The sequence below is a fragment of the Actinomadura graeca genome, from assembly GCF_019175365.1.
GTDB classification, from domain to species: Bacteria; Actinomycetota; Actinomycetes; order Streptosporangiales; family Streptosporangiaceae; genus Spirillospora; species Spirillospora graeca.
The window spans coordinates 6,106,986-6,126,230 of sequence record NZ_CP059572.1 but is presented as its reverse complement, the minus strand read 5'-3'; the positions used below and the strand labels follow the sequence as shown (position 1 = coordinate 6,126,230).

Below are 19,245 nucleotides of genomic sequence, written 5' to 3'. Positions count from 1 at the left end.
CGGCTCCCCCTGTCCGTGGCTGGACTCCGGCAGAGCCCCGTCCCGCGGGCGGGCAGGGGCTCCGCACCCGGCACCGGCGGTCAGCGGCTCCGCTCGGCGGCGCCCGTCAGGCCGGACAGGAAGCCGCCGTCCGAGCTGGTCGAGTGCTGGAGCGAGCCTCCGTTGGTCTTCGGCTCGACCATCGGCCCCGGCGGTGTCGCGGCGGCGGTGTCGCGGCGGGCCGGTGCCTTGCGCGCCGTGGTCTTGCGGGTCGTCGCGGACTTGGACGCCGTGGCGCGCGGCCTGGCCGCGGTGGTCCGCGACGAGGTCGACGTGCGGGCCGCGGACGTCTTCGGCTTGGCCGCCGACGACCTCGACGTGGACGCCTTGGCCCTGGACGTGGCCGTCTTGCGGGCCGGGGACGACTTGGCCGCCCCCACCCGCGCCGATGCCGTCGACCTCGACCGGCCCGTGGCCGCCGTGGACGACTTGCGCGCCGTGGACGTGCCGGACGTCGTGCTCCTGCGCGCCGTCGACGCCCGTGTGCCCGAACGCGAGCCGGTGCTCCGCGCCGCCGTGCTGCGTGAGCCCGTGCTCCGCGAGCCGGTGCTGCGTGAGCCGGTGCTGCGTGAGCCGGTGCTGCGCGAGGCGGTGCTCCGCGAGCCCGTGCTACGTGAACCCGTGCTGCGCGAAGCGGTGCTGCGCGAGCCGGTGCTCCGCGCGGCGGTGGACCGCGAGCCCGCGCGGGCGGTGGTCGACTTCGCCGTGATCGTGATGACCTTGGCCGCCGAGTCCATCGCCTTGGCGGCGTCGGTCATCGCCTTGGTCGCGGTCGTCATCGCCTTGGTCATGGCCGTCATGGCCTTCGCCGACGTGGACGCCTTGGTCGCGACCGACTTCATCTGCGTCGCGGCGGCCTTGGCCTGGCTCGCGGCCTTGGTCACGCGGGTGGCCGCCGCCGAGGACGTCCGGCCCGACGCGGCGCTCGTGCGCCTGGCGGTGGTCCTCCCCGAGGTGCCGGTCTTGCGCGCCGTCGTGGACGAGCGCGCCGTCGAGCGGCTCGACGCCGTCCTCGCGGTGGTCCGGGACGCCGACGACCTCGCGGCGGACGACGTCCTCCTGGTGGCCGGCTTCTTGGCGGCCGTGGACTTGTTCGCTGATGTGCTCTTCGTACGACTGGCCGTACCTCGGCTCGACGTCGTACGCGATGCGGTGTTGGTAGGCACTGATCTCCCCCCAGTGATGATCAGTTACGGGGAGATCTATTCCACACTTGGTGACGCTCTACACTCACTCCGTCATTTCCGCGTCAGATCCCGGCAGGATGCCAGACGGTCTTGGTCTCCAGGAACGCCGTCATGCGACCCGTGCCGGGCGCGTCCGTCCAGTCTCCGGGGGTGGAGCGCAGGACGCGCTTGAGGTTGCCCGCGGCGGCCTGCTGGAGCGCCCGGACGTCGCCGTCCGCGGCGCCGGTGAGGTCGATGGCGTTGACGTCCATGTGCGAGGCGAGCCAGGGCGCCAGCTCGGCGCGGCGGCCGGTGAGGATGTTGACGACGCCGCCGGGCAGGTCGGAGGTGGCGAGGACCTCGGCGAGCGTGACCGCCGGGAGCGGCGCGGGCTCGGAGGCGACCACGACGGCGGTGTTGCCGGACACGATCGCCGGGGCGACCGTCGAGACGAGGCCGAGCAGCGGCGAGTCGGGCGCGACGACCGCGACGACCCCGGCCGGTTCGGGGGTGGAGAAGTTGAAGAACGGCCCGGAGACGGGATTGGAGGAGCCGGTGACGGCGGCGAGCTTGTCGGCCCACCCCGCGTACCACACCCACCGGTCGATCGCCGCGTCCGTCTCCGCGGCGGCCTGGGACTTGCCGAGGCCCGCCTGGCGCAGCTCGTCGACGAACTGCGCGCGGCGTCCCTCCAGCATCTCGGCGACGCGGTAGAGGATCTGGCCGCGGTTGTAGGCCGTGCGGGACGACCAGCCGCCGAACGCCTTGCGGGCGGCGACGACCGCGTCCCTGGCGTCCTTGCGGGACGCCTGCGAGGCGTTGGCCACGAAGTTCCCCTTGGCGTCGCTCACCGGGTACGACCTCCCGGACTCCGAGCGCGGGAACGCGCCGCCGATGTACAGCTTGTAGGTCTTGCGGACGCTCAGCCGGTCAGGCATCGAGGTAGCCCTCCAGTCCATGGCGTCCGCCCTCGCGGCCGAACCCCGATTCCTTGTAGCCGCCGAACGGGGAGGCCGGGTCGAACTTGTTGAAGGTGTTGGCCCACACCACTCCGGCGCGCAGCCGCTGCGCCGTCCACAGGATCCGGGAGCCCTTCTCGGTCCAGATCCCGGCGGACAGCCCGTACGGGGTGTTGTTGGCCTTGGCGACGGCCTCGTCGGGCGTGCGGAACGTCAGCACCGACAGCACCGGCCCGAAGATCTCCTCCTGGGCGATGCGGTGCGACTGCGCGACGTTCGTGAAGACCGTCGGCGCGAACCAGAACCCCTGCGCGGGCAGCTCACAGGGGGGCGACCAGCGTTCGGCGCCCTCCTCCTCCCCCGCGCGGGCCAGTTCCTCGATCCGCTGGAGCTGGGCCGCGGAGTTGACGGCGCCGACGTCGGTGTTCTTGTCCAGCGGGTCGCCGACCCGCAGGGTGGCCATGCGGGCCTTGAGCCGGTCCATGACCTCGGCGGCGGCCGGCTCCTGCACGAGCAGCCGGGATCCGGCGCAGCACACGTGGCCCTGGTTGAAGAAGATGCCGTTGACGATGCCCTCGACGGCCTGGTCCAGGGCCGCGTCGGCGTACACGATGTTGGCCGCCTTGCCGCCGAGCTCCAGTGTGAGCCGCTTGCCGGTGCCCGCGGCCGACCGCGCTATCTGGCGTCCGACCTCGGTGGAGCCGGTGAAGGCGACCTTGTCCACGCCGGGGTGCTCCACCAGCGCCCGCCCGGTCTCGCCGGCGCCGGTGACGATGTTGACGACGCCGGGCGGCAGGTCGGCCTGCCGGCAGATGTCGGCGAACAGCAGCGCGGTGAGCGGGGTCGTCTCGGCGGGCTTGAGCACGACCGTGTTCCCGCACGCCAGCGCGGGGGCGATCTTCCAGGCGAGCATGAGCAGCGGGAAGTTCCACGGGATCACCTGGCCCGCCACCCCCACCGGGCGCGGGTCGGGCCCGAACCCGGCGTGCGCGAGCTTGTCGGCCCATCCGGCGTGGTAGAAGAAGTGCGCCGCCGCGAGCGGCACGTCGACGTCCCGCGACTCGCGGATCGGCTTGCCGTTGTCGATCGACTCCAGCACCGCGAGCTCGCGGGACCGTTCCTGGACGATCCGCGCGATCCGGTACAGGTACTTGGCGCGCTCGGCGCCCGGCATCGGCGCCCACACGGTGTCGAACGCGGTGCGGGCCGCCTTCACCGCGCGGTCCACGTCCTGCTCGTCGGCGCGGGCGATGTCGGCGAGGACGGTCTCGTCGGACGGGTTGACGGACTTGAACGGCTCACCGTGCCCGTCGGTGAACTCCCCGCCGATGAACAGCCCGTAGGACGGGCGGATGTCGACGATCGCCGCGGACTCGGGGGCGGGCGCGTACTCGAAGACCATGGTCAGTCCAGGGTGAAGTAGTCGGGACCGGCGTACACCCCGGTGGAGAGCTTGCGGCGCTGCATCAGCAGGTCGTTCAGGACGCTGGACGCCCCGAGCCGGAACCAGCGCGGGGTCAGCCAGTCCGGCCCGGCGGTCTCGTTCACCAGCACCAGGTACCGGACGGCGTCCTTGGTGGTCTTGATGCCACCGGCCGGTTTGACGCCGACCTGCCGCCCGGTCTCGGCGCGGTGGTCGCGGACGGCCTCCAGCATGACCAGGGTGACCGGCAGCGTCGCGGCGGGCGCGACCTTGCCGGTGGAGGTCTTGATGAAGTCGGCGCCCGCGCGCATCGCCAGCCACGACGCGCGCCGCACGTTGTCCAGCGTGGCGAGCTCCCCGGTCTCCAGGATCACCTTCAGGTGGGCGCCGCCGCAGGCGTCCTTCACCGCGACGATCTCCTCGAACACCTTCGCCAGGTCACCGGCCAGGAACGCGCCCCGGTCGATGACCATGTCGATCTCGCTCGCGCCCGCCTCGACGGCGGCCCGGGTGTCGGCGAGCTTGGCCGCCAGCGGCGCCCGGCCGGACGGGAACGCGGTCGCGACGCTCGCGACGCCGATGCCCGTCCCGGCGAGCGCCGTCACCGCCACCTCGACCATGTCGGGGTACACGCACACCGCCGCGACCTTCGGGACGGACGGGTCGGACGGGTCGGGGCGGGCGGCCTTGGCGCACAGGGCGCGCACCTTCCCGGGCGTGTCCGCGCCCTCCAGGGTGGTCAGGTCGACCATCGACACGGCGAGGTCGATGGCCTCGGCCTTCGCCGTGGTCTTGATCGAGCGCGACGCGAGCCGCGCCGCCCGCTCCTCCGCGCCGACCTGGTCGACGCCGGGGAGCCCGTCCAGGAACGCGCGCAGTCCGGCGGCGCCGGTGAGGGTCTCCGTTGACACGTCCCCAGCATCGCCGATGTCCGGCGGCCGCACAAAACGGGCCCGCTCCGGCTCCGCACAGGGACGGCCCTTCGCCGCCTCCGGAGCGGGCCGGGTGTCACGTCTCGTCGGCGGGAAGCGAGAAGAGGCGGATGTGGAGGGGGCGGGCGCCGGGCGGCGCGTCCTCGGGCCCGTGCGCGTGCCGGTGCAGCAGGGCGACGTAGTCCTCGAAGAACGCGGCGAGGCCCTCCTCGGTCATGTGGGCGAAACCGCGCGAGAGCCGCGCCCAGGCGGGCTCGCGCTCGTATCCGGCGGGGAGCCGGGCGAGGATCTCCATGTCCTCGGCGTGCCCGGCGCGCAGCAGCTCGGCGAGGACGGGACGGTCCTGCGGGGCGAGCGCCTCCGGCGGGGGCATCCGCAGGTCGCGCTGCCCGGCCGGGCGCCACCAGCGCTCCCGGCCGCCCGAGCGCTCGGGGACCTCCTCGATGAAGCCGTGCTTCTCCAGCTGGCGCAGGTGATAGCTGGTCGTCCCGGTGTTGGCGCCGAGCACCTCGCCGATGGTCGTGGACGTGGCCGGGCCGTGCACGCGCAGCCGGTGCAGGATCCGGCGCCGCAGGGGGTGGCTCAGGGCCTTGATCCGCCCCGGGTCGTCGAGGATGACGGGCTCGGCATCGTCCTTCATGGCCGCAGTCTAGTTGTTGACAGACCACCAGATTAGAGTCTTAAAGTACTAGGAGAATAGATGAATGGAGGTGGCCGATGATCGAGTTCCATCTGGACGCCGGCTCGGGGGTCTCCCCGTATCTGCAGCTCGTCCGCCAGGTGCGGCACGCGCTCCGGCTCGACCTGCTGCGGGAGGGCGACCAGCTCCCGACCGTCAAGGACGTGGTCGCGCAGCTGGCGATCAACCCGAACACCGTCCTGAAGGCGTACCGGGAGCTGGAGCACGAGGGCCTCGTCGCGGCGCGGCCCGGCGTCGGCACGTTCGTCACGCGGACGCTCGCCGACGCCTCGCTCGCCGCGCACGGGCCCCTGCGCCAGGACCTGCGGCGCTGGCTGGCCAAGGCGCGCCTCGCCGGGCTGGACGACGAGAGCATCGAGGCGCTGTTCATGACGACCTTTCGGTCCGGCGCTCAGGAGGACATAGCGTGAGCGCCGTCCTGAAGGCCCAGGGGCTGGGCAAGAGGTACGGCAGGCGCTGGGCGCTGTCGGACTGCACGCTGGAGATCCCGCCCGGCCGGGTCGTGGGCCTGGTCGGCCCGAACGGCGCGGGCAAGACGACGCTGCTGAACCTGGCGGTCGGGCAGCTCGCCCCGTCCGCGGGCGCCATCGAGGTGCTCGGCGGACGGCCCGCGAGCGGCCCCCGCCAGCTCGCCAAGGTCGGGTTCGTCGCGCAGGACACCCCCACCTACGCCGGGCTGAGCGTCGACGACCACCTCAGGCTCGGCGCCCGCCTCAACCCCGGGTGGGACGGCGCGCTCGCCCGCGAGCGGATCGGGCGCCTCGGCCTCGACCCGTCCCGCAAGGCCGGGAGGCTGTCGGGCGGCCAGCGCGCGCAGCTCGCGCTCACCCTCGGCGTCGCCAAACGGCCCGAGCTGCTGATCCTGGACGAGCCCGTCGCCGCCCTCGACCCGCTCGCCCGCCGCGAGTTCCTCTCCGGGCTCATGGAGGCCGCCACCGAGCACTCCCTGAGCGTGATCCTGTCCTCGCACCTGGTGTCGGACCTGGAACGGGTCTGCGACCACCTCATCGTGCTCGTGGACTCCCGCGTCCGCGTCGCCGGAGACGTGGACGACCTGCTGGCCTCCCACCACCGGCTCAGCGGGCCCCGCCGCGACCCCGCGCGGCTCCCGGCGGGCCAGGAGGTCGTCACCGCCAGCCACACCGACCGCCAGAGCACACTGCTCGTCCGCTCCGAGGGCGCGATCCACGACCCCGCCTGGACGGTCGGGCAGGTCGGCCTGGAAGACCTCGTCCTCGCCTACATGACCCCGAAGACCCCCGACCGCCCCGCCCTGGAGGCCCTCCGATGATCTGGCTGACACTGCGCCAGTTCCGCGTCCAGGCCCTGATCGCCGCGGGCGGCCTGGCGGTCCTCGCCGCCGTCCTCACGGCCACCGGCCCGGGCCTGTCCGACGACTACGCGAACGGGCTCGCCGCCTGCACCGCCCAGGGCGACTGCACCCGGTTCAGCACGCGGTTCTTCGACGAGCGCCGCGCCTACTTCTTCGGCCTGGCCTCGCTCGTGATCGTCGTCCCGGGGCTGATCGGCGCCTTCTGGGGCGCGCCGATCATCACCCGCGAGCTGGAGTCGGGCACCCACCGGCTGGTGTGGAACCAGAGCGTCAGCCGCACCCGCTGGCTGTCGGTCAAGCTCGGCCTGGTCGCCGCCGTCGCCATGGCCGCCGCCGGCCTCGCCTGCCTCGCCGTCGCCCTGTGGTCGGATCCCCTGGACGAGGCCGCCGGCAAGCGCCTGCCGCGCCTGTCACCGCTGATGTTCGACGCGCGCGGCATCGCGCCCATCGGGTACGCGGCGTTCGCGTTCGCGCTCGGCGTCACCGTGGGCGTCCTCGTCCGCCGGACGCTGCCCGCCATGGCGATCACCCTCGCCGTCTTCGCCCTCGTCCAGATCGCCGTCCCGCAGCTGGTCCGCCCGGACCTCATCCCGCCGAAGCGGGCCACGATCACGATCACGCCCGAGAACGTCAACGACCTGTCGCTGACCCCCGACGGCATGTCGGTGTCGGCGGGCCTCGCGGACCCCGAGGCATGGACGCTCTCCAGCCACACCGTCGACGCGTCCGGCCGGCAGGTCAGGTGGCTGCCCCGCGCGGCGGCCTGCCAGCCCCCGGCGGTCAGGCCGGCCGACGGGAAGCCGCCCGGCCCCGACCCGCGCTGCTTCGCCGAGATCGCCCGCCTCGGCTACCGGCAGCAGATCACCTACCACCCGGGCAGCCGCTTCTGGGCCCTCCAGTGGAGGGAGACCGGGCTGTTCGCCCTGATCGCCGCGGGCCTGTCGGGTTTCTGCTTCTTCTGGGTCCGCCGCCGTCTGTCCTGACCCGCGGGGCCGTCGCGGCGGATGTTCCGGCACGATCCCCGGGGACGAAATTCGAGTGGGAATGTCCGATCTTTTTGGCATGCTTGTGACGTGAGCGCGCACGCGATGAGTCCCCTGCTGGTCGGAAGGTCGGCCGAGCTCGGGGAACTGGAGGACGCCCTCGCCGCCGCCCCCGGCGCCGTCCTGGTCGGGGGCGAGGCGGGCCTGGGCAAGACGCGCCTGATCCGCGAGTTCGCCGCCCGGCTGGAGGGGCCCGGCGGCCCGCGGGCCCGGCTGCTGGTCGGCGGCTGCCTGGAGCTCGGCTCGGACGGCCTGCCGTTCGCCCCCTTCACGACCGTGCTGCGCGGGCTCGTCCGCGACATCGGGATCGACGGCGTCGCCGGTCTCGTCCCCCGCGGTGACACCGGCGGCCTGGCGCGGCTGCTGCCGGAGTTCGGGGAGCCGGAGAGCGACGCCGCGTCCGGCGAGGAACGGGCCCGGCTGTTCGAGGTGGTCCTGGCCCTGCTGGAGAGGCTCGCCGAGCGCGGCCCGGTGGTGCTGGTCATCGAGGACGCGCACTGGGCCGACCGCTCCACCCGCGACCTGCTGGCGTTCCTCGTCCGCAACGTGGGCGCCGTCCCCCTGCTGATCGTCGCCACCTACCGGACGGACGAGCTGCACCGCACGCATCCCCTGCGGCCCCTGCTGGGGGCGCTGGAGCGGACCGACCGCGTCCGGAGGCTGGAGCTGAGCCGGCTGTCGCGCGCGGAGGTCGCGGCGTTCGTCGCCCAGACCCTCGGTGACACGCCGCCGCCCGGCCTGGTCGAGCGGATCGAGGCGCGCAGCGAGGGCAACCCCCTGTTCGTCGAGGCGCTGCTGGACGACGACGGGACGCTGGCGTGCGAGCTGCCCGAGTCGCTGCGCGACCTGCTGCTCGCGGGCGTCCAGCGGCTGCCCGACGAGACGCAGGACGTCCTGCGCGACGCCAGCGGCGGCGGCACCCGCATCGAGCACGCGCTGCTCGCCGCGGTGTCCGGGCTCGACGACACCGCGCTGACCCGGGTGCTGCGGCCCGCCGTCGCCGCGAACGTGCTGGTCGTCGACGGCGACGGCTACGCCTTCCGGCACGCGCTGATCCGCGAGGCCGTCCACGACGACCTGCTGCCCGGCGAGTACACGCGCCTGCACACCCGGTACGCCGAGGCCCTGGAGAACGCCCCCGGGCTCGTCCCGTCCGGGCGGCTCTGGGTGGAGCTGAGCCACCACTGGCTGGCCGCCCACGACGCTACGTGGGCGCTGGTCGCGTCGTGGCGCGCCGCCGCCGACGCCCGCAAGGCGCTCGCGTACGCCGAGTGCCTGGCGATGCTTTCGCGCGTCCTCGAACTGTGGGACCGGGTGCCCGACGCCGCAGAGCGCATCGGCGCCGACCACTGCCGCGTCCTGGAGGACGCCACGGCCGCCGCGGACATGGCGGGTGAGTACGACCGCGGCATCAAGCTCGCCACGGCCGGGCTGCGCGAGATCGGGGCCGGGGACACGGCCGCCGACGGCGCGGACGCACGCGCCCGCACGGCCGCGCTCCTGGAGCGCCGCGCCCGGATGTGCTACCAGGTGGCACGCCCCGGCTTCGTCGAGGACCTCCAGGCCGCGGTCACGGCGCTGGAGGGCACCCCGCCGACCGCGCTGCACGCCCGGGTGCTGGCCACGCTCGCCACCTACGTCCGGCTGACCACCGACATCGGGCAGGCGCGCACCGCGGCGAAGGAGTCGCTGGAGATCGCCCGCAAGCTCGACGACCCGGTCACCGAGGCCGAGGCGCTCATGACGCTGTTCTGCGCCGACCTCGACTACGGCTCCCAGCCCCTGGAGCTCTCCGAGGTGGAGGAGGCCGCGCTGAGCAGCGGCAACCACCGGGTCACGCTGCGCTACGCCGTGATCAAATCCCATTTCCTGGAGGGCGCCGGACGGCACGAGGAGGCCGCCGAGGTCGCCCGGATCGGCAAGGAGCAGGCCCGCGAGTACGGTGTCAGCCGCACCCAGGGCACGTTCCTCTGCATCAACCAGGCCGAGCCGCTGGTGTCGCTCGGCCGCTGGGACGAGGCCCTCTCCGTCCTCTCCCACGCCGTCGAGCAGGAACCCGCCATCACGACCCGCACGTCCCTGCTCGTCCTCGCCGGGGAGATCGCGCTGGCCCGCGGCGACATCTGCGGCGCCCGCGAGCAGCTCGCCGGGGCGCGCGAGGTCATGAACCTCAAGATGAAGTGGCTGAAGACGCAGGACTACTTCGCCACCCTGCGGCTCGACGCGCGGCTGGCGCTCGCGGAGGGCCGTCACGACGACGCCCTGGACGCCGTGCGCGAGGTGATCGGGCACGCCGGGCTGCCGGACGAGGCCCGCTACACCTGGCCGGTGCTCATCCTCGGCGCGCGGATCTGCGCCGGGCTGGGCGACGCCGCGTCCGCCGACCTGGACGCGATCGTGGAGCGCGCCGCGACGCTGCGGACGGGCGGCCCGCTGCTGCACGCGCTGCGCCTGACGTTCGACGCCACCGCCGCCCGCGCCCGCGGCGTCCTGGACCTCGCCGCCTGGGACGCGGCGGCCGCCGCGTGGGAGGCCCTCGGCAACCCCTTCAACCGGGCCGAGGCGCTGACGGGCGCCGCGGAGGCCGCGCTCGCGGGCGGCGACCACGACGGGGCCTCCGACCGGCTGCAGACCGCCGCGGACCTCGCGGCGGGCCTCGGCGCCGGCCCGCTCGCCGAGCGCGTCGACGACCTGCGCCGCCGCACCCGCGGGCCGCGCCGCACCGGCGCGGACGCCGCGGCCCCGCTCGGCCTCACCCCCCGCGAGTACGAGGTGCTGCGCCTGGTCGCCGACGGCCGCAGCAACCGCGACATCGCCGAGACGCTGTTCATCTCCGTCAAGACGGCCAGCGTCCACGTCTCCAACATCCTCGGCAAGCTGGACGTCGCCACCCGCGGCGAGGCCGCCGCCACCGCCCACCGGCTCGCGCTGTTCGCCGCGATCGCGAGCCGGGAGGGCCCGTCCGTCACGCGCCGGCCGTCACGCGAGCGCGCCACCTGACCGGCGGGGCGGCGCCGGAGGCGTCGTCTCAGGTGGCCAGCGTCAGGGTGCGCTGGATCTGGGCGGCGGTGGCGCGCATCCGCTGCGCGGCCGCCTCGATCTTCGGGAGGCGGCCGGGACGGCAGGAGACGGCCAGCGCGCCGACGGGCCCGGTGCCGTCGGCGACCGGGACGGCGGCGCATCCGGTGCCGAGGGCGTACTCCTCGCGGTCGAGCGACAGGCCGTCGGACGTGCACAGCGATTCCAGCAGCCGCCGGGGCTCGGTGATGGTGTGCGGGGTCAGGTCGACGAGCGGGTGCCGGGCCAGGTAGTCGCGGCGGCGGTCCTCGTCGAGCTGGTTCAGCACGCACTTGCCGATCGCGGTCGCGTGCGCGGCGTCGGCGAACCCGACCCACAGGTCGACGCGCGGGGTGCGGGGGCCGTCGGCGACGTCGATCAGCTGGATCTCGTCGTCCACGTGGAGGCTGAAGTAGGCCGCGACGTTCAGCTCGTCGCGCAGGCCCGTGAGGACGGGGCGGACGGCCGCGAGCACCTGCTGCATCCGGCTCCGCCCGTGCAGGGACTGGACGCGGTCGCCGAGCACCCACACGCCGTCCGACAGCCGCGTCGCGTAGCCCTCGTGGGCGAGCGTGCGCAGCAGGTGGTAGGTCGTGGCGAGGGGCAGCCGGGCCTCGCGGGCGAGCTGCTTGGCGGGCGCCCCGCTCGGATGCGACGCCACCGCCTCCATGAGATGCAGGGCACGCTGCACGGAGGCGATCAGAGTGGGCCTGCGTGGCTCATCCATCACGCACAGCGAACCCTTCAGGCACGGGCGGGTCAAGGACTTTGGCGGTACACGTCCATTGCATCACTTCTGATGGTCGTTAGGAATGGTTTCGTGAATCGCACGCGACACGCCAGTCCCCCACCACGACTACTCCGAGGTCAACCGGGGAGTAGCTTCGGGACGGAGGAAGTCGCTTCAAAGGAGCCGGCATGAGCCAGCCGCGTCACAGCGCCGATCCCGTGGACGAACGGACCGCCCGTAAGGTCGCCGAGGAGGCGCGCGAAACCGAATGGCGGTCCCCCAGCTTTGGGAAACAGCTCTTTCTGGGTGATTTCCGTCTTGATCTTGTTCATCCGCATCCGCGGCCCGATGACGAGGCACGACGCCGGGGTGAGGATTTCCTGGCCCGGCTCACCGAATTCTGCGCGACGAAGGTGGATCCGGTACTGATCGAGCGCGAGTCACGCATTCCGGACGATGTGGTCGCGGGATTGCGGTCGCTCGGCGCACTCGGCATGAAGGTCCCCGAACGTCACGGCGGCCTCGGGCTCAGCCAGCTCTACTACGGCCGCGCCCTGATGGTCGTCGGATCGGTCAGCCCCGCGCTCGGCGCGCTGCTGTCGGCGCACCAGTCCATCGGCGTTCCCCAGCCGGTCAAGATGTTCGGCACGCCGGAACAGAAGGACACCTGGCTGCCGCGCTGCGCCCGCGAGATCAGCGCGTTCCTGCTCACCGAGCCCGACGTGGGCTCCGACCCGGCGCGGCTGCGCGCCACCGCCGTCCCGGACGGCGACTCCTACGTCCTCAACGGCGTCAAGCTGTGGACGACCAACGGCGTCGTCGCCGACCTCGTCGTCGTGATGGCGCGCGTCCCGAAGTCCGACGGGCACCGCGGCGGGATCTCGGCGTTCATCGTGGACATGGCCTCGCCCGGCATCACCGTCGAGAACCGCAACGCGTTCATGGGGCTGCGCGGCATCGAGAACGGCGTCACGCGCCTGCACGACGTGCGCGTCCCGGCGGCCAACCTGATCGGCGAGGAGGGCGCCGGCCTGAAGATCGCGCTGACCACGCTCAACACCGGGCGGCTGTCACTGCCCGCGATCTGCGCGGCGGGCGCCAAGTGGGCCGCGAGGATCGCGCGGGAGTGGTGCGGGGAACGCGTCCAGTGGGGCCGCCCGGTCGGCGAGCACGAGGCGGTGTCCCGGAAGATCGCGTTCATCGCCGCGACCGCGTACGCGCTGGAGGCGATGCTCGACCTGTCCGGCCAGCTCGCGGACGACGAGCGCAACGACATCAGGATCGAGGCGGCGCTGGCCAAGCTGTGGTCGTCGGAGATGGCCTGCCGCGTGGCCGACGAGCTCGTCCAGCTGCGCGGCGGCCGCGGCTACGAGACCGCCGAGTCGCTCGCCGCCCGCGGCGAGCGCGGCGTGCCCGCCGAGCAGCTGCTCCGGGACCTGCGGATCAACCGGATCTTCGAGGGCTCCACCGAGATCATGCACCTGCTGATCGCCCGCGAGGCGGTGGACGCGCACCTGGCGGCGGCGGGCGGCGTCATCGACCCCGGCGCGTCCCCCGGGGAGCGGGCGCGGGCGGCGGCCAAGGCGGGCGGGTTCTACGCGCGGTGGCTTCCGACGCTGGTCACCGGCCCCGGGCTGCGGCCCGGCTCCTACGGCGAGTTCGGCCCGCTGGCGCGGCACCTGCGCTACGTCGAGCGCGCGTCCCGCAAGCTCGCCCGGTCGATCTTCTACGCGGCCGGGCGCTGGCAGGGCGGCCTGGAGTACCGGCAGGGATTCCTCGGCCGCATGGTCGACATCGGCGCCGAGCTGTACGCGATGAGCGCCGTGTGCGTGCGCGCCCACGCCGACGCGTCGCCGGACGGCCCCGTCACCGGCGCGGGCCGGGGCGGCACCGGGCCCGCGGCGGCTCCCGGCGAGTCCGCCCCGCTGCTCGCGGACGCGTTCTGCCGGCAGGCGCGCGTCCGCGTGGAGGAACTGTTCGAGGGGCTGTGGCGCAACACCGACGCCATGGACGTCAGGCTGGCACGCGCCGTCCTCGACGGCCGGTTCGCCTGGGTGGAGGAGGGCGTGCTGGATCCGTCCATTCCCGGGCCGTGGATCGCCCCGTCCGACCCCGGCCCGAGCGGGAAGGGGACCGTTCACCGGACCATGGGATGACTCTCCGTCGCCAAAAGAAAACTATCCGCATGCAATCGGAGCGCAAAGGAGATAGTTTTCTCACCGGTGACCGACCGCGGCGTACCGCCCGTTCCCGGATCGGGCGGTGCGCTGCGGTTTTCGCTGCGGTTTTCACCGCGGAGGGCGCGACGGGAGAGGAGCGGCGGCGCCATGCTCAGCGTCATCCTCGACGACACGCGCGACGCGGCGCGCAACCTCGCCTTGGACGAGGCCCTGGCCCGCGCCGCCGCGCTGCGCGCCCGCGCCTCGCGCGTGCCCGCCCGGCGCGTGCCCGATCCGCTGCGGTCCGTCCCGCATGTCCCGGGTCCGCGCACCGCCGTGCGGCGCGGCGAGGACCCGCCCGACGCGGCCGAGGACCGGCCCGCACGCCCCCAGCCGCCCGTGCTGCGCGTCTGGCAGAGCTCGCCGAGCGTCGTGGTGGGCCGCTTCCAGGACGTCGCGCGCGCGGTAGACCTGGTCGCCTGCGCCGGAGACGGCATCGACGTCGTCCGCCGCGCGACCGGCGGCGGCGCGGTCTGGTTCGACTCCGGGACGCTCGCGTTCAGCCTCGTCCAGCGGCCGGGCCACCGCGTCTCGCTGGACGCCCTGGTGGTCGCGGCCCTCGAAGGGCTCGGCGTGGCGGGCGAGGCGCTGCGCGACGGCCGGGTGGTGCAGGGCGCGCGGCTGCACACCAGGGGCGCCTGCCTCTCCCACGTCGCCGTCCAGGTGCGCCCGGCCCCCCGCCACGCCGGGGGCCGCGCCGCCCACCGCTGCACCGCGTCCGGCGGACGCGCGGGCGGGGCGGCCCGGCCCGCGCTCGCCGACCTCGGGCCGGGCATGACGGTGGACGCGGTCCGCGCCGCGGTGCTCGGCGCGGTCATGGACGAGTTCGGCGCCGTCCGCACCCGCCGCCCGGACGCGGTCGAGCGTGCGGTCCGTGACCATCTCCACGCGGTGCGCTACGGTGATCTGGCCTGGCATCTCACCGGTCCCCGTGCGGCGGCGGCGAGGCAGTTCAGCGGACGAACGTGACCGTCGCGCCTCAACCCACCCGTACGGATGGGTAGACTGTCCCGACCTTGCGCCAGAGATCGGACCATTCCGGGGGGATCCGGTCCCTCGATCCGGCGAACGAGAAGCCGAACGCCAACGCACCCAGCGAGCGGGAAGTATGCAGCCACCTGGTCAGAAGAAGTCCATCGCAGGCACCCTCCTCAACCTCGTCGGCACCCGGGAGAAGCCCGGACCGGCCGGCTCCCCGGCGGGTGAGGGCGATCTCGTCCAGCCCGCCGCCGGTGAGGGGGCCCTGGAGAACCACCTCGGCGGTGACGAGGCCCGCAACTACCGCAGGTACGAGTACGAGACGGTCGCCCCGCACGTGGGACGCTCGCTGCTGGAGATCGGATCCGGGCTCGGGCACTTCTCCGAGCAGTTCGCCGGGCGGCTCGACTACCTCGTCGTCAGCGACAACGACCCGTACTGCGTGGGCGAGCTGCGCAAGAGGTACGAGGGCAACGACGACGTCGAGGTCATCGACCTGGAGCTGCCGGCCGAGGTGAACATCCGGCAGAAGGTCGACACGGTCGTCATGATGAACGTCCTGGAGCACATCAAGGACGACACGCAGGCCCTGCGCGACCTCGCGGCCGTGACGCTGCCGGGCGGCCGGATCGTCATCTGGGTCCCCGGCTACATGCAGCTCTACGGGGACTTCGACCGTAAGGTCGGGCACGTCACCCGCTACACCCCGGCGACGCTGGAGGCCAGCGTCCGCGCGGCCGGGCTCGTCCCCGAGGTGCTCAAGCCGATCAACTTCCTGGGCGGCATCGCCTGGTGGTTCGCCGTCCGCCGCGGCGGCGCCGGCTACCCCGACCCGAGGCTCGTCAAGATCTACGACCGCACGGTGGTGCCGCTGACGCGCGGCATCGAGCGGCTGATCCGGCCGCCGTTCGGCCAGACGGTCTTCTGCGTCGCGCGCGTCCCGCGCTGACCGGCCTCCCCAGAACGTCCCGGAAGGGCGGACCCGTGGAAGGGTCCGCCCTTCCGTGCTTTTCGGGGCCGCCGCAGGGGGCCGCTATGTCCGTCATCTGACTGACCTCGGACGATGACGGTTCTCGGTATACCGATTCGGGGGCGGTCCTGATGCGGGGACGGCGCCGCGCCACCAGACTGGGCAGTGGCCGGACGGGTCACGGGTCGCCTCTCCAGGCGGAGAAGCACCGTCTTGCTTCCGCGGACCGTGACCACGAAGGCCAGCCACTGAAGTTCCCGTGTGGTCCGACGGTCCGGTGGCGGGAGCCCGGGAGGGGAGGCTCCCGCCATCGGACCCCCCAGGGGCCGTCCGGTGCACCCCGTCAGGACAGCCGCTCGATGATCGTCGCGTTGGCCTGGCCGCCGCCCTCGCACATGGCCTGGAGGCCGTAGCGGCCGCCGGTGCGCTCCAGCTCGTGGAGGAGCTTGGTCATCAGGACGCCGCCGGTGGCGCCCAGCGGGTGGCCGAGGGCGATCGCGCCGCCGTTGGGGTTGGTCTTCTCCAGCGACGCGCCGGTGTCCCTGGCCCATGCCATCGGCACCGGGGCGAACGCCTCGTTGACCTCGAACACGTCGATGTCGCCTATCTTGAGCCCGGCGCGGGCGAGGGCCTTCTCGGTCGCCGGGATCGGGCCGGTCAGCATGTAGACCGGGTCGGAGCCGCACACCGCGAGGGTGTGGACGCGCGCCCGCGGCGTCAGGTGGTGCCGCCTGACGGCCTCCTCCGAGGCGATCATCAGCGCGGACGCCCCCACGGAGATCTGCGAGGCGACGGCGGCGGTGAGGTCCCAGCCCTCGCGCAGCGGCTGGAGCCCGGCCATCTTCTCCAGCGAGGTGTCGGGCCGCGGGCCCTCGTCCTTGGCGAGGCCGGCGAAGGGCGCGGTCTCCCGGTCGAAGTAGCCGGCCTCGATGGCCTTGCCGGCCCGCCGGTGGCTCTCCAGCGCGTACTCCTCCATGTCCCGGCGGCCGAACCCCCACTTCTCGGCCATCAGCTGCGCGCCGCGGAACTGGGAGACCTCCTGCATGCCGTACCGCTCGGCCCATCCCTCGCCGTAGGGGAAGGGCATGCCCTTCTCCATCGCCAACGTGACCGAGGAGCCCATCGGGACCATGGCCATCTGCTCGACGCCGGCCGCGACGACCAGGTCCTGGGTGCCCGACAGCACGCCCTGCGCGGCGAAGTGGATCGCCTGCTGGGAGGAGCCGCACTGGCGGTCGATGGTCACGCCGGGCACGCCCTCCGGCAGCCCCGCCGACAGCCACGCGGTGCGCGCGATGTCGAGGGACTGCGGCCCGACCTGCATGACACAGCCCATGATCACGTCTTCGACCGCGGAGGGGTCGGCGCCGGTGCGGTCGATGAGTTCCTTGAGCACGTGCGCGCCGAGGTCGGCGGGGTGCACGTCCTTCAGGGCGCCCTTCTTCGTACCGACGGGGGTACGGACCGCACCGACGATGTACGCCTCGGCCACTACGCCTCCCATGCAAAGAGTTGGGGTTCCGTCCCGAAACCGAGTGGGATTCGGTTGTCAGTACGAGATTACATCGCGGACGCCGCGACGCCATGTGAGCTGGATCTCGGAGCCATATCACCTGCGCGTGGCGCCGGGCCGCGTGTAGATCTCACGGCCGTCCGCGTCGTCGCCGAGGCACGCGTGCGACAGCCGCGTCAGCAGCTCCGCCAGCTCGGGATGCTCCTCGGGCGACCAGCCGTCCAGATGCCGGGCGAGCCCGTCGCGGCGCGCGGCGAAGAGCCGCTCGGCGGTGGCGCGCCCGGACGGGGTGACGGCGAGCACGCCGTCCTGCCGCACCACGTGCCCGGCCTCGACGAGCCGGTCGACATACGGCCTGCCGTGCTCGACCGAGACGCCCGCGCGCTCGGCGAGTTCCGCGCCGGTGACCGTCCCGTCCTTGGCGATCCTGCACAGCGCCCACACGCTCCCGGCGGGCAGGCCGACGCCCGCGTGGCCGCCCAGCCGGTCGTAGAGCTCCAGTGCCCGCGGGTCCCTGCGCATCAGCCCGCTCAGCGCGCGCTCGATCTCGTGCCGGGACGACCGGACGGTGGGCGCCGCGCCGAACCCCTCGCCATAGTCGGGGGCCTGCGACGTCGCCCGCAGGGGGACCTCGCGCAGGAACAGCGTGAGCAGGAACGCGGCCCCCGCCACGGGGACGGCCCAGAGGAACACGGTGTCGATCGACTGCGCGTACGCGTGCAGCACGCCGTCCTTCACCTGCTCCGGATACCGGTCCAGCAGCTTGGGGTTCCCCTGAACCGCCGCGGGGTCGAACCCCGGCGGCAGAAGCCGGTCCTTGGCGAGGTCCTCGACGTGCGCGGCGAGCCGGTTGCTGAACACCGACCCGAACACCGCGACACCGAACGAGCCGCCGATCTGCCGGAAGAACGTCACCCCGGACGTCGCCGCGCCCAGGTCCTCGTACGACACGGCGTTCTGGACGGCGATGACGAGCACCTGCATGACCAGCCCCAGCCCGAACCCGAGCAGGGCGAACCGCAGGCTCATGGACAGCGTCGAGGAGTCCTCGTCCAGCCGCGAGCACAGGTACAGCGCCACCGCGATGATCGGCGTCCCGGCGACCGGGAAGACCTTGTACCGGCCGAACCTCGTGATCAGCTGCCCGGATCCGATCGAGCTGCACAGCATCCCGAGCATCATCGGCAGCAGGTGCACGCCCGACAGCGTCGGCGAGACCCCGTGCACCACCTGCAGGAAGATCGGCAGGAACGTCAGCGCGCCGAACATCGCGAACCCGACCGCGAAGCTGATCGCCGATCCGAGCGAGAACACCGGGTCGCCGAGCAGCCGCGGCGGCATGATCGGCTCGACGGCCCGCCGCTCGACCAGCAGCCACACCCCGATCAGCGCGACGGCGGCGGCCCCCAGGCCGATGATCTGCGGCGAGATCCAGTCGTAGCGGGTGCCGCCCCAGGTGGTCATCAGCACGAGGCCGACCGACCAGCCGACGATCAGCAGGATGCCCGGATAGTCGATGCGGTGCCGCTCCCGCCGTTCCGCCGCGTGCAGCACGGCCGCGATCACCAGCAGCGCCACGATCCCGATCGGCACGTTGATGTAGAACACCCAGCGCCACGACAGGTTGTCCACGAACCACCCGCCCAGCAGCGGACCGCACACGCTCGCCACGCCGAAGACGGCGCCGAACAGCCCCTGGTACCGACCCCGCTCACGCGGCGGCACCACGTCCCCGACGATCGCGACGACGAGCACCATCAGCCCCCCGCCGCCCAGCCCCTGCAGCGCGCGGAACCCGATCAGCTCCGTCATGTCCTGCGCGATCCCGCACAGCGCCGAACCGGCCAGGAAGATCACGATGGACGTCTGGAACAGCCGCTTGCGCCCGTACTGGTCGCCGAGCTTGCCCCACAGCGGCGTTGACGCCGTGGCGGACAGCAGGTACGCCGTGACCACCCACGACAGGTGGTTGAGCCCCCCGAGGTCGCTGACGATCGTCGGCAGGGCCGTGGACACGATCGTCTGGTCCAGCGCGGCGAGCAGCATCGCCAGCATGAGCGCGCCCAGGATGACGTACAGGTCCCTGCCCCGCGGCATCTCCCGCTCGTCCCGCGCCGCCGTCTCCGCCGTCATAGAAGGCCCCCTCCGCCGGATGACCTACCCACCCGGCACCGGAGATCCCC

16 protein-coding genes are annotated in these 19,245 nt (G+C 73.3%); 8 read left to right on the top strand and 8 right to left on the bottom strand.

What is annotated here, in order from left to right; all coding sequences use genetic code 11:
* Window positions 1-15: 15 nt before the first annotated feature.
* Complete coding sequence (locus AGRA3207_RS27170; RefSeq protein ID WP_231329837.1) at window positions 16-1,398, top strand: hypothetical protein; 1,383 nt, start codon at window positions 16-18, stop codon at window positions 1,396-1,398.
* Here AGRA3207_RS27170 and AGRA3207_RS27165 read toward each other — a convergent pair.
* The 4 genes from AGRA3207_RS27165 to AGRA3207_RS27150 form a co-directional block, all read right to left on the bottom strand.
* On the bottom strand, window positions 1,289-2,164 hold the full coding sequence (locus AGRA3207_RS27165) for an aldehyde dehydrogenase family protein (protein ID WP_420830784.1): 876 nt from the start codon (window positions 2,162-2,164) through the stop codon (window positions 1,289-1,291). The genes AGRA3207_RS27170 and AGRA3207_RS27165 overlap by 110 nt on opposite strands.
* Window positions 2,136-3,566 carry an aldehyde dehydrogenase family protein gene (locus tag AGRA3207_RS27160; RefSeq protein WP_231329835.1) on the bottom strand — a complete coding sequence of 477 codons (1,431 nt, stop codon included), beginning with the start codon at window positions 3,564-3,566 and terminating at the stop codon, window positions 2,136-2,138. The genes AGRA3207_RS27165 and AGRA3207_RS27160 overlap by 29 nt, the downstream gene beginning before the upstream one ends.
* Before the next feature lie 2 nt (window positions 3,567-3,568).
* Window positions 3,569-4,498, bottom strand: a complete 930-nt coding sequence (deoC, locus tag AGRA3207_RS27155; protein WP_231329834.1) for a deoxyribose-phosphate aldolase — start codon at window positions 4,496-4,498, stop codon at window positions 3,569-3,571.
* 97 nt (window positions 4,499-4,595) lie between these two features.
* A complete protein-coding gene (locus AGRA3207_RS27150) occupies window positions 4,596-5,159 on the bottom strand; it encodes a helix-turn-helix domain-containing protein (protein ID WP_231329833.1) in 564 nt (187 codons plus the stop codon).
* Between the two features lie 77 nt (window positions 5,160-5,236).
* Here AGRA3207_RS27150 and AGRA3207_RS27145 point away from each other — a divergent pair, with 77 nt between their 5' ends.
* From AGRA3207_RS27145 to AGRA3207_RS39925, 4 genes are all read left to right on the top strand, one after another.
* Window positions 5,237-5,629, top strand: a complete 393-nt coding sequence (locus AGRA3207_RS27145) for a GntR family transcriptional regulator (RefSeq protein WP_231329832.1) — start codon at window positions 5,237-5,239, stop codon at window positions 5,627-5,629.
* On the top strand, window positions 5,626-6,510 hold the full coding sequence (locus AGRA3207_RS27140) for an ABC transporter ATP-binding protein (protein ID WP_231329831.1): 885 nt from the start codon (window positions 5,626-5,628) through the stop codon (window positions 6,508-6,510). The genes AGRA3207_RS27145 and AGRA3207_RS27140 overlap by 4 nt, the downstream gene beginning before the upstream one ends.
* On the top strand, window positions 6,507-7,535 hold the full coding sequence (locus AGRA3207_RS27135) for an ABC transporter permease subunit (RefSeq protein WP_231329830.1): 1,029 nt from the start codon (window positions 6,507-6,509) through the stop codon (window positions 7,533-7,535). Before AGRA3207_RS27140 ends, AGRA3207_RS27135 begins: the two co-directional genes overlap by 4 nt.
* Before the next feature lie 90 nt (window positions 7,536-7,625).
* Complete coding sequence (locus AGRA3207_RS39925) at window positions 7,626-10,595, top strand: helix-turn-helix transcriptional regulator (RefSeq protein WP_273699946.1); 2,970 nt, start codon at window positions 7,626-7,628, stop codon at window positions 10,593-10,595.
* Window positions 10,596-10,623: 28 nt separating this feature from the next.
* Here the strand turns inward: AGRA3207_RS39925 and AGRA3207_RS27120 are convergent, their stop codons facing one another.
* Window positions 10,624-11,343: an IclR family transcriptional regulator gene (locus tag AGRA3207_RS27120; protein ID WP_231329829.1), complete on the bottom strand. Its 720-nt coding sequence runs from the start codon at window positions 11,341-11,343 to the stop codon at window positions 10,624-10,626.
* Window positions 11,344-11,519: 176 nt separating this feature from the next.
* On the bottom strand, window positions 11,520-11,714 hold the full coding sequence (locus AGRA3207_RS27115; protein ID WP_231329828.1) for a hypothetical protein: 195 nt from the start codon (window positions 11,712-11,714) through the stop codon (window positions 11,520-11,522).
* 81 nt (window positions 11,715-11,795) lie between these two features.
* Here AGRA3207_RS27115 and AGRA3207_RS27110 point away from each other — a divergent pair, with 81 nt between their 5' ends.
* From AGRA3207_RS27110 to AGRA3207_RS27100, 3 genes are all read left to right on the top strand, one after another.
* Window positions 11,796-13,538 carry an acyl-CoA dehydrogenase family protein gene (locus AGRA3207_RS27110; RefSeq protein WP_231329827.1) on the top strand — a complete coding sequence of 581 codons (1,743 nt, stop codon included), beginning with the start codon at window positions 11,796-11,798 and terminating at the stop codon, window positions 13,536-13,538.
* Window positions 13,539-13,709: 171 nt separating this feature from the next.
* On the top strand, window positions 13,710-14,570 hold the full coding sequence (locus AGRA3207_RS27105; protein WP_231329826.1) for a lipoate--protein ligase family protein: 861 nt from the start codon (window positions 13,710-13,712) through the stop codon (window positions 14,568-14,570).
* A gap of 139 nt (window positions 14,571-14,709) precedes the next feature.
* Window positions 14,710-15,528 (top strand): class I SAM-dependent methyltransferase, encoded by an 819-nt coding sequence (locus AGRA3207_RS27100; protein WP_231329825.1) that lies wholly within the window; start codon window positions 14,710-14,712, stop codon window positions 15,526-15,528.
* Window positions 15,529-15,892: 364 nt separating this feature from the next.
* On the opposite strand, the gene AGRA3207_RS27095 is transcribed toward AGRA3207_RS27100, so the two are convergent.
* Window positions 15,893-17,041, bottom strand: coding sequence for an acetyl-CoA C-acetyltransferase (locus tag AGRA3207_RS27095; RefSeq protein ID WP_231336405.1), 1,149 nt, complete (start codon window positions 17,039-17,041; stop codon window positions 15,893-15,895).
* A gap of 117 nt (window positions 17,042-17,158) precedes the next feature.
* Complete coding sequence (locus AGRA3207_RS27090; RefSeq protein ID WP_231329824.1) at window positions 17,159-19,195, bottom strand: MFS transporter; 2,037 nt, start codon at window positions 19,193-19,195, stop codon at window positions 17,159-17,161.
* Window positions 19,196-19,245 lie beyond the last annotated feature (50 nt).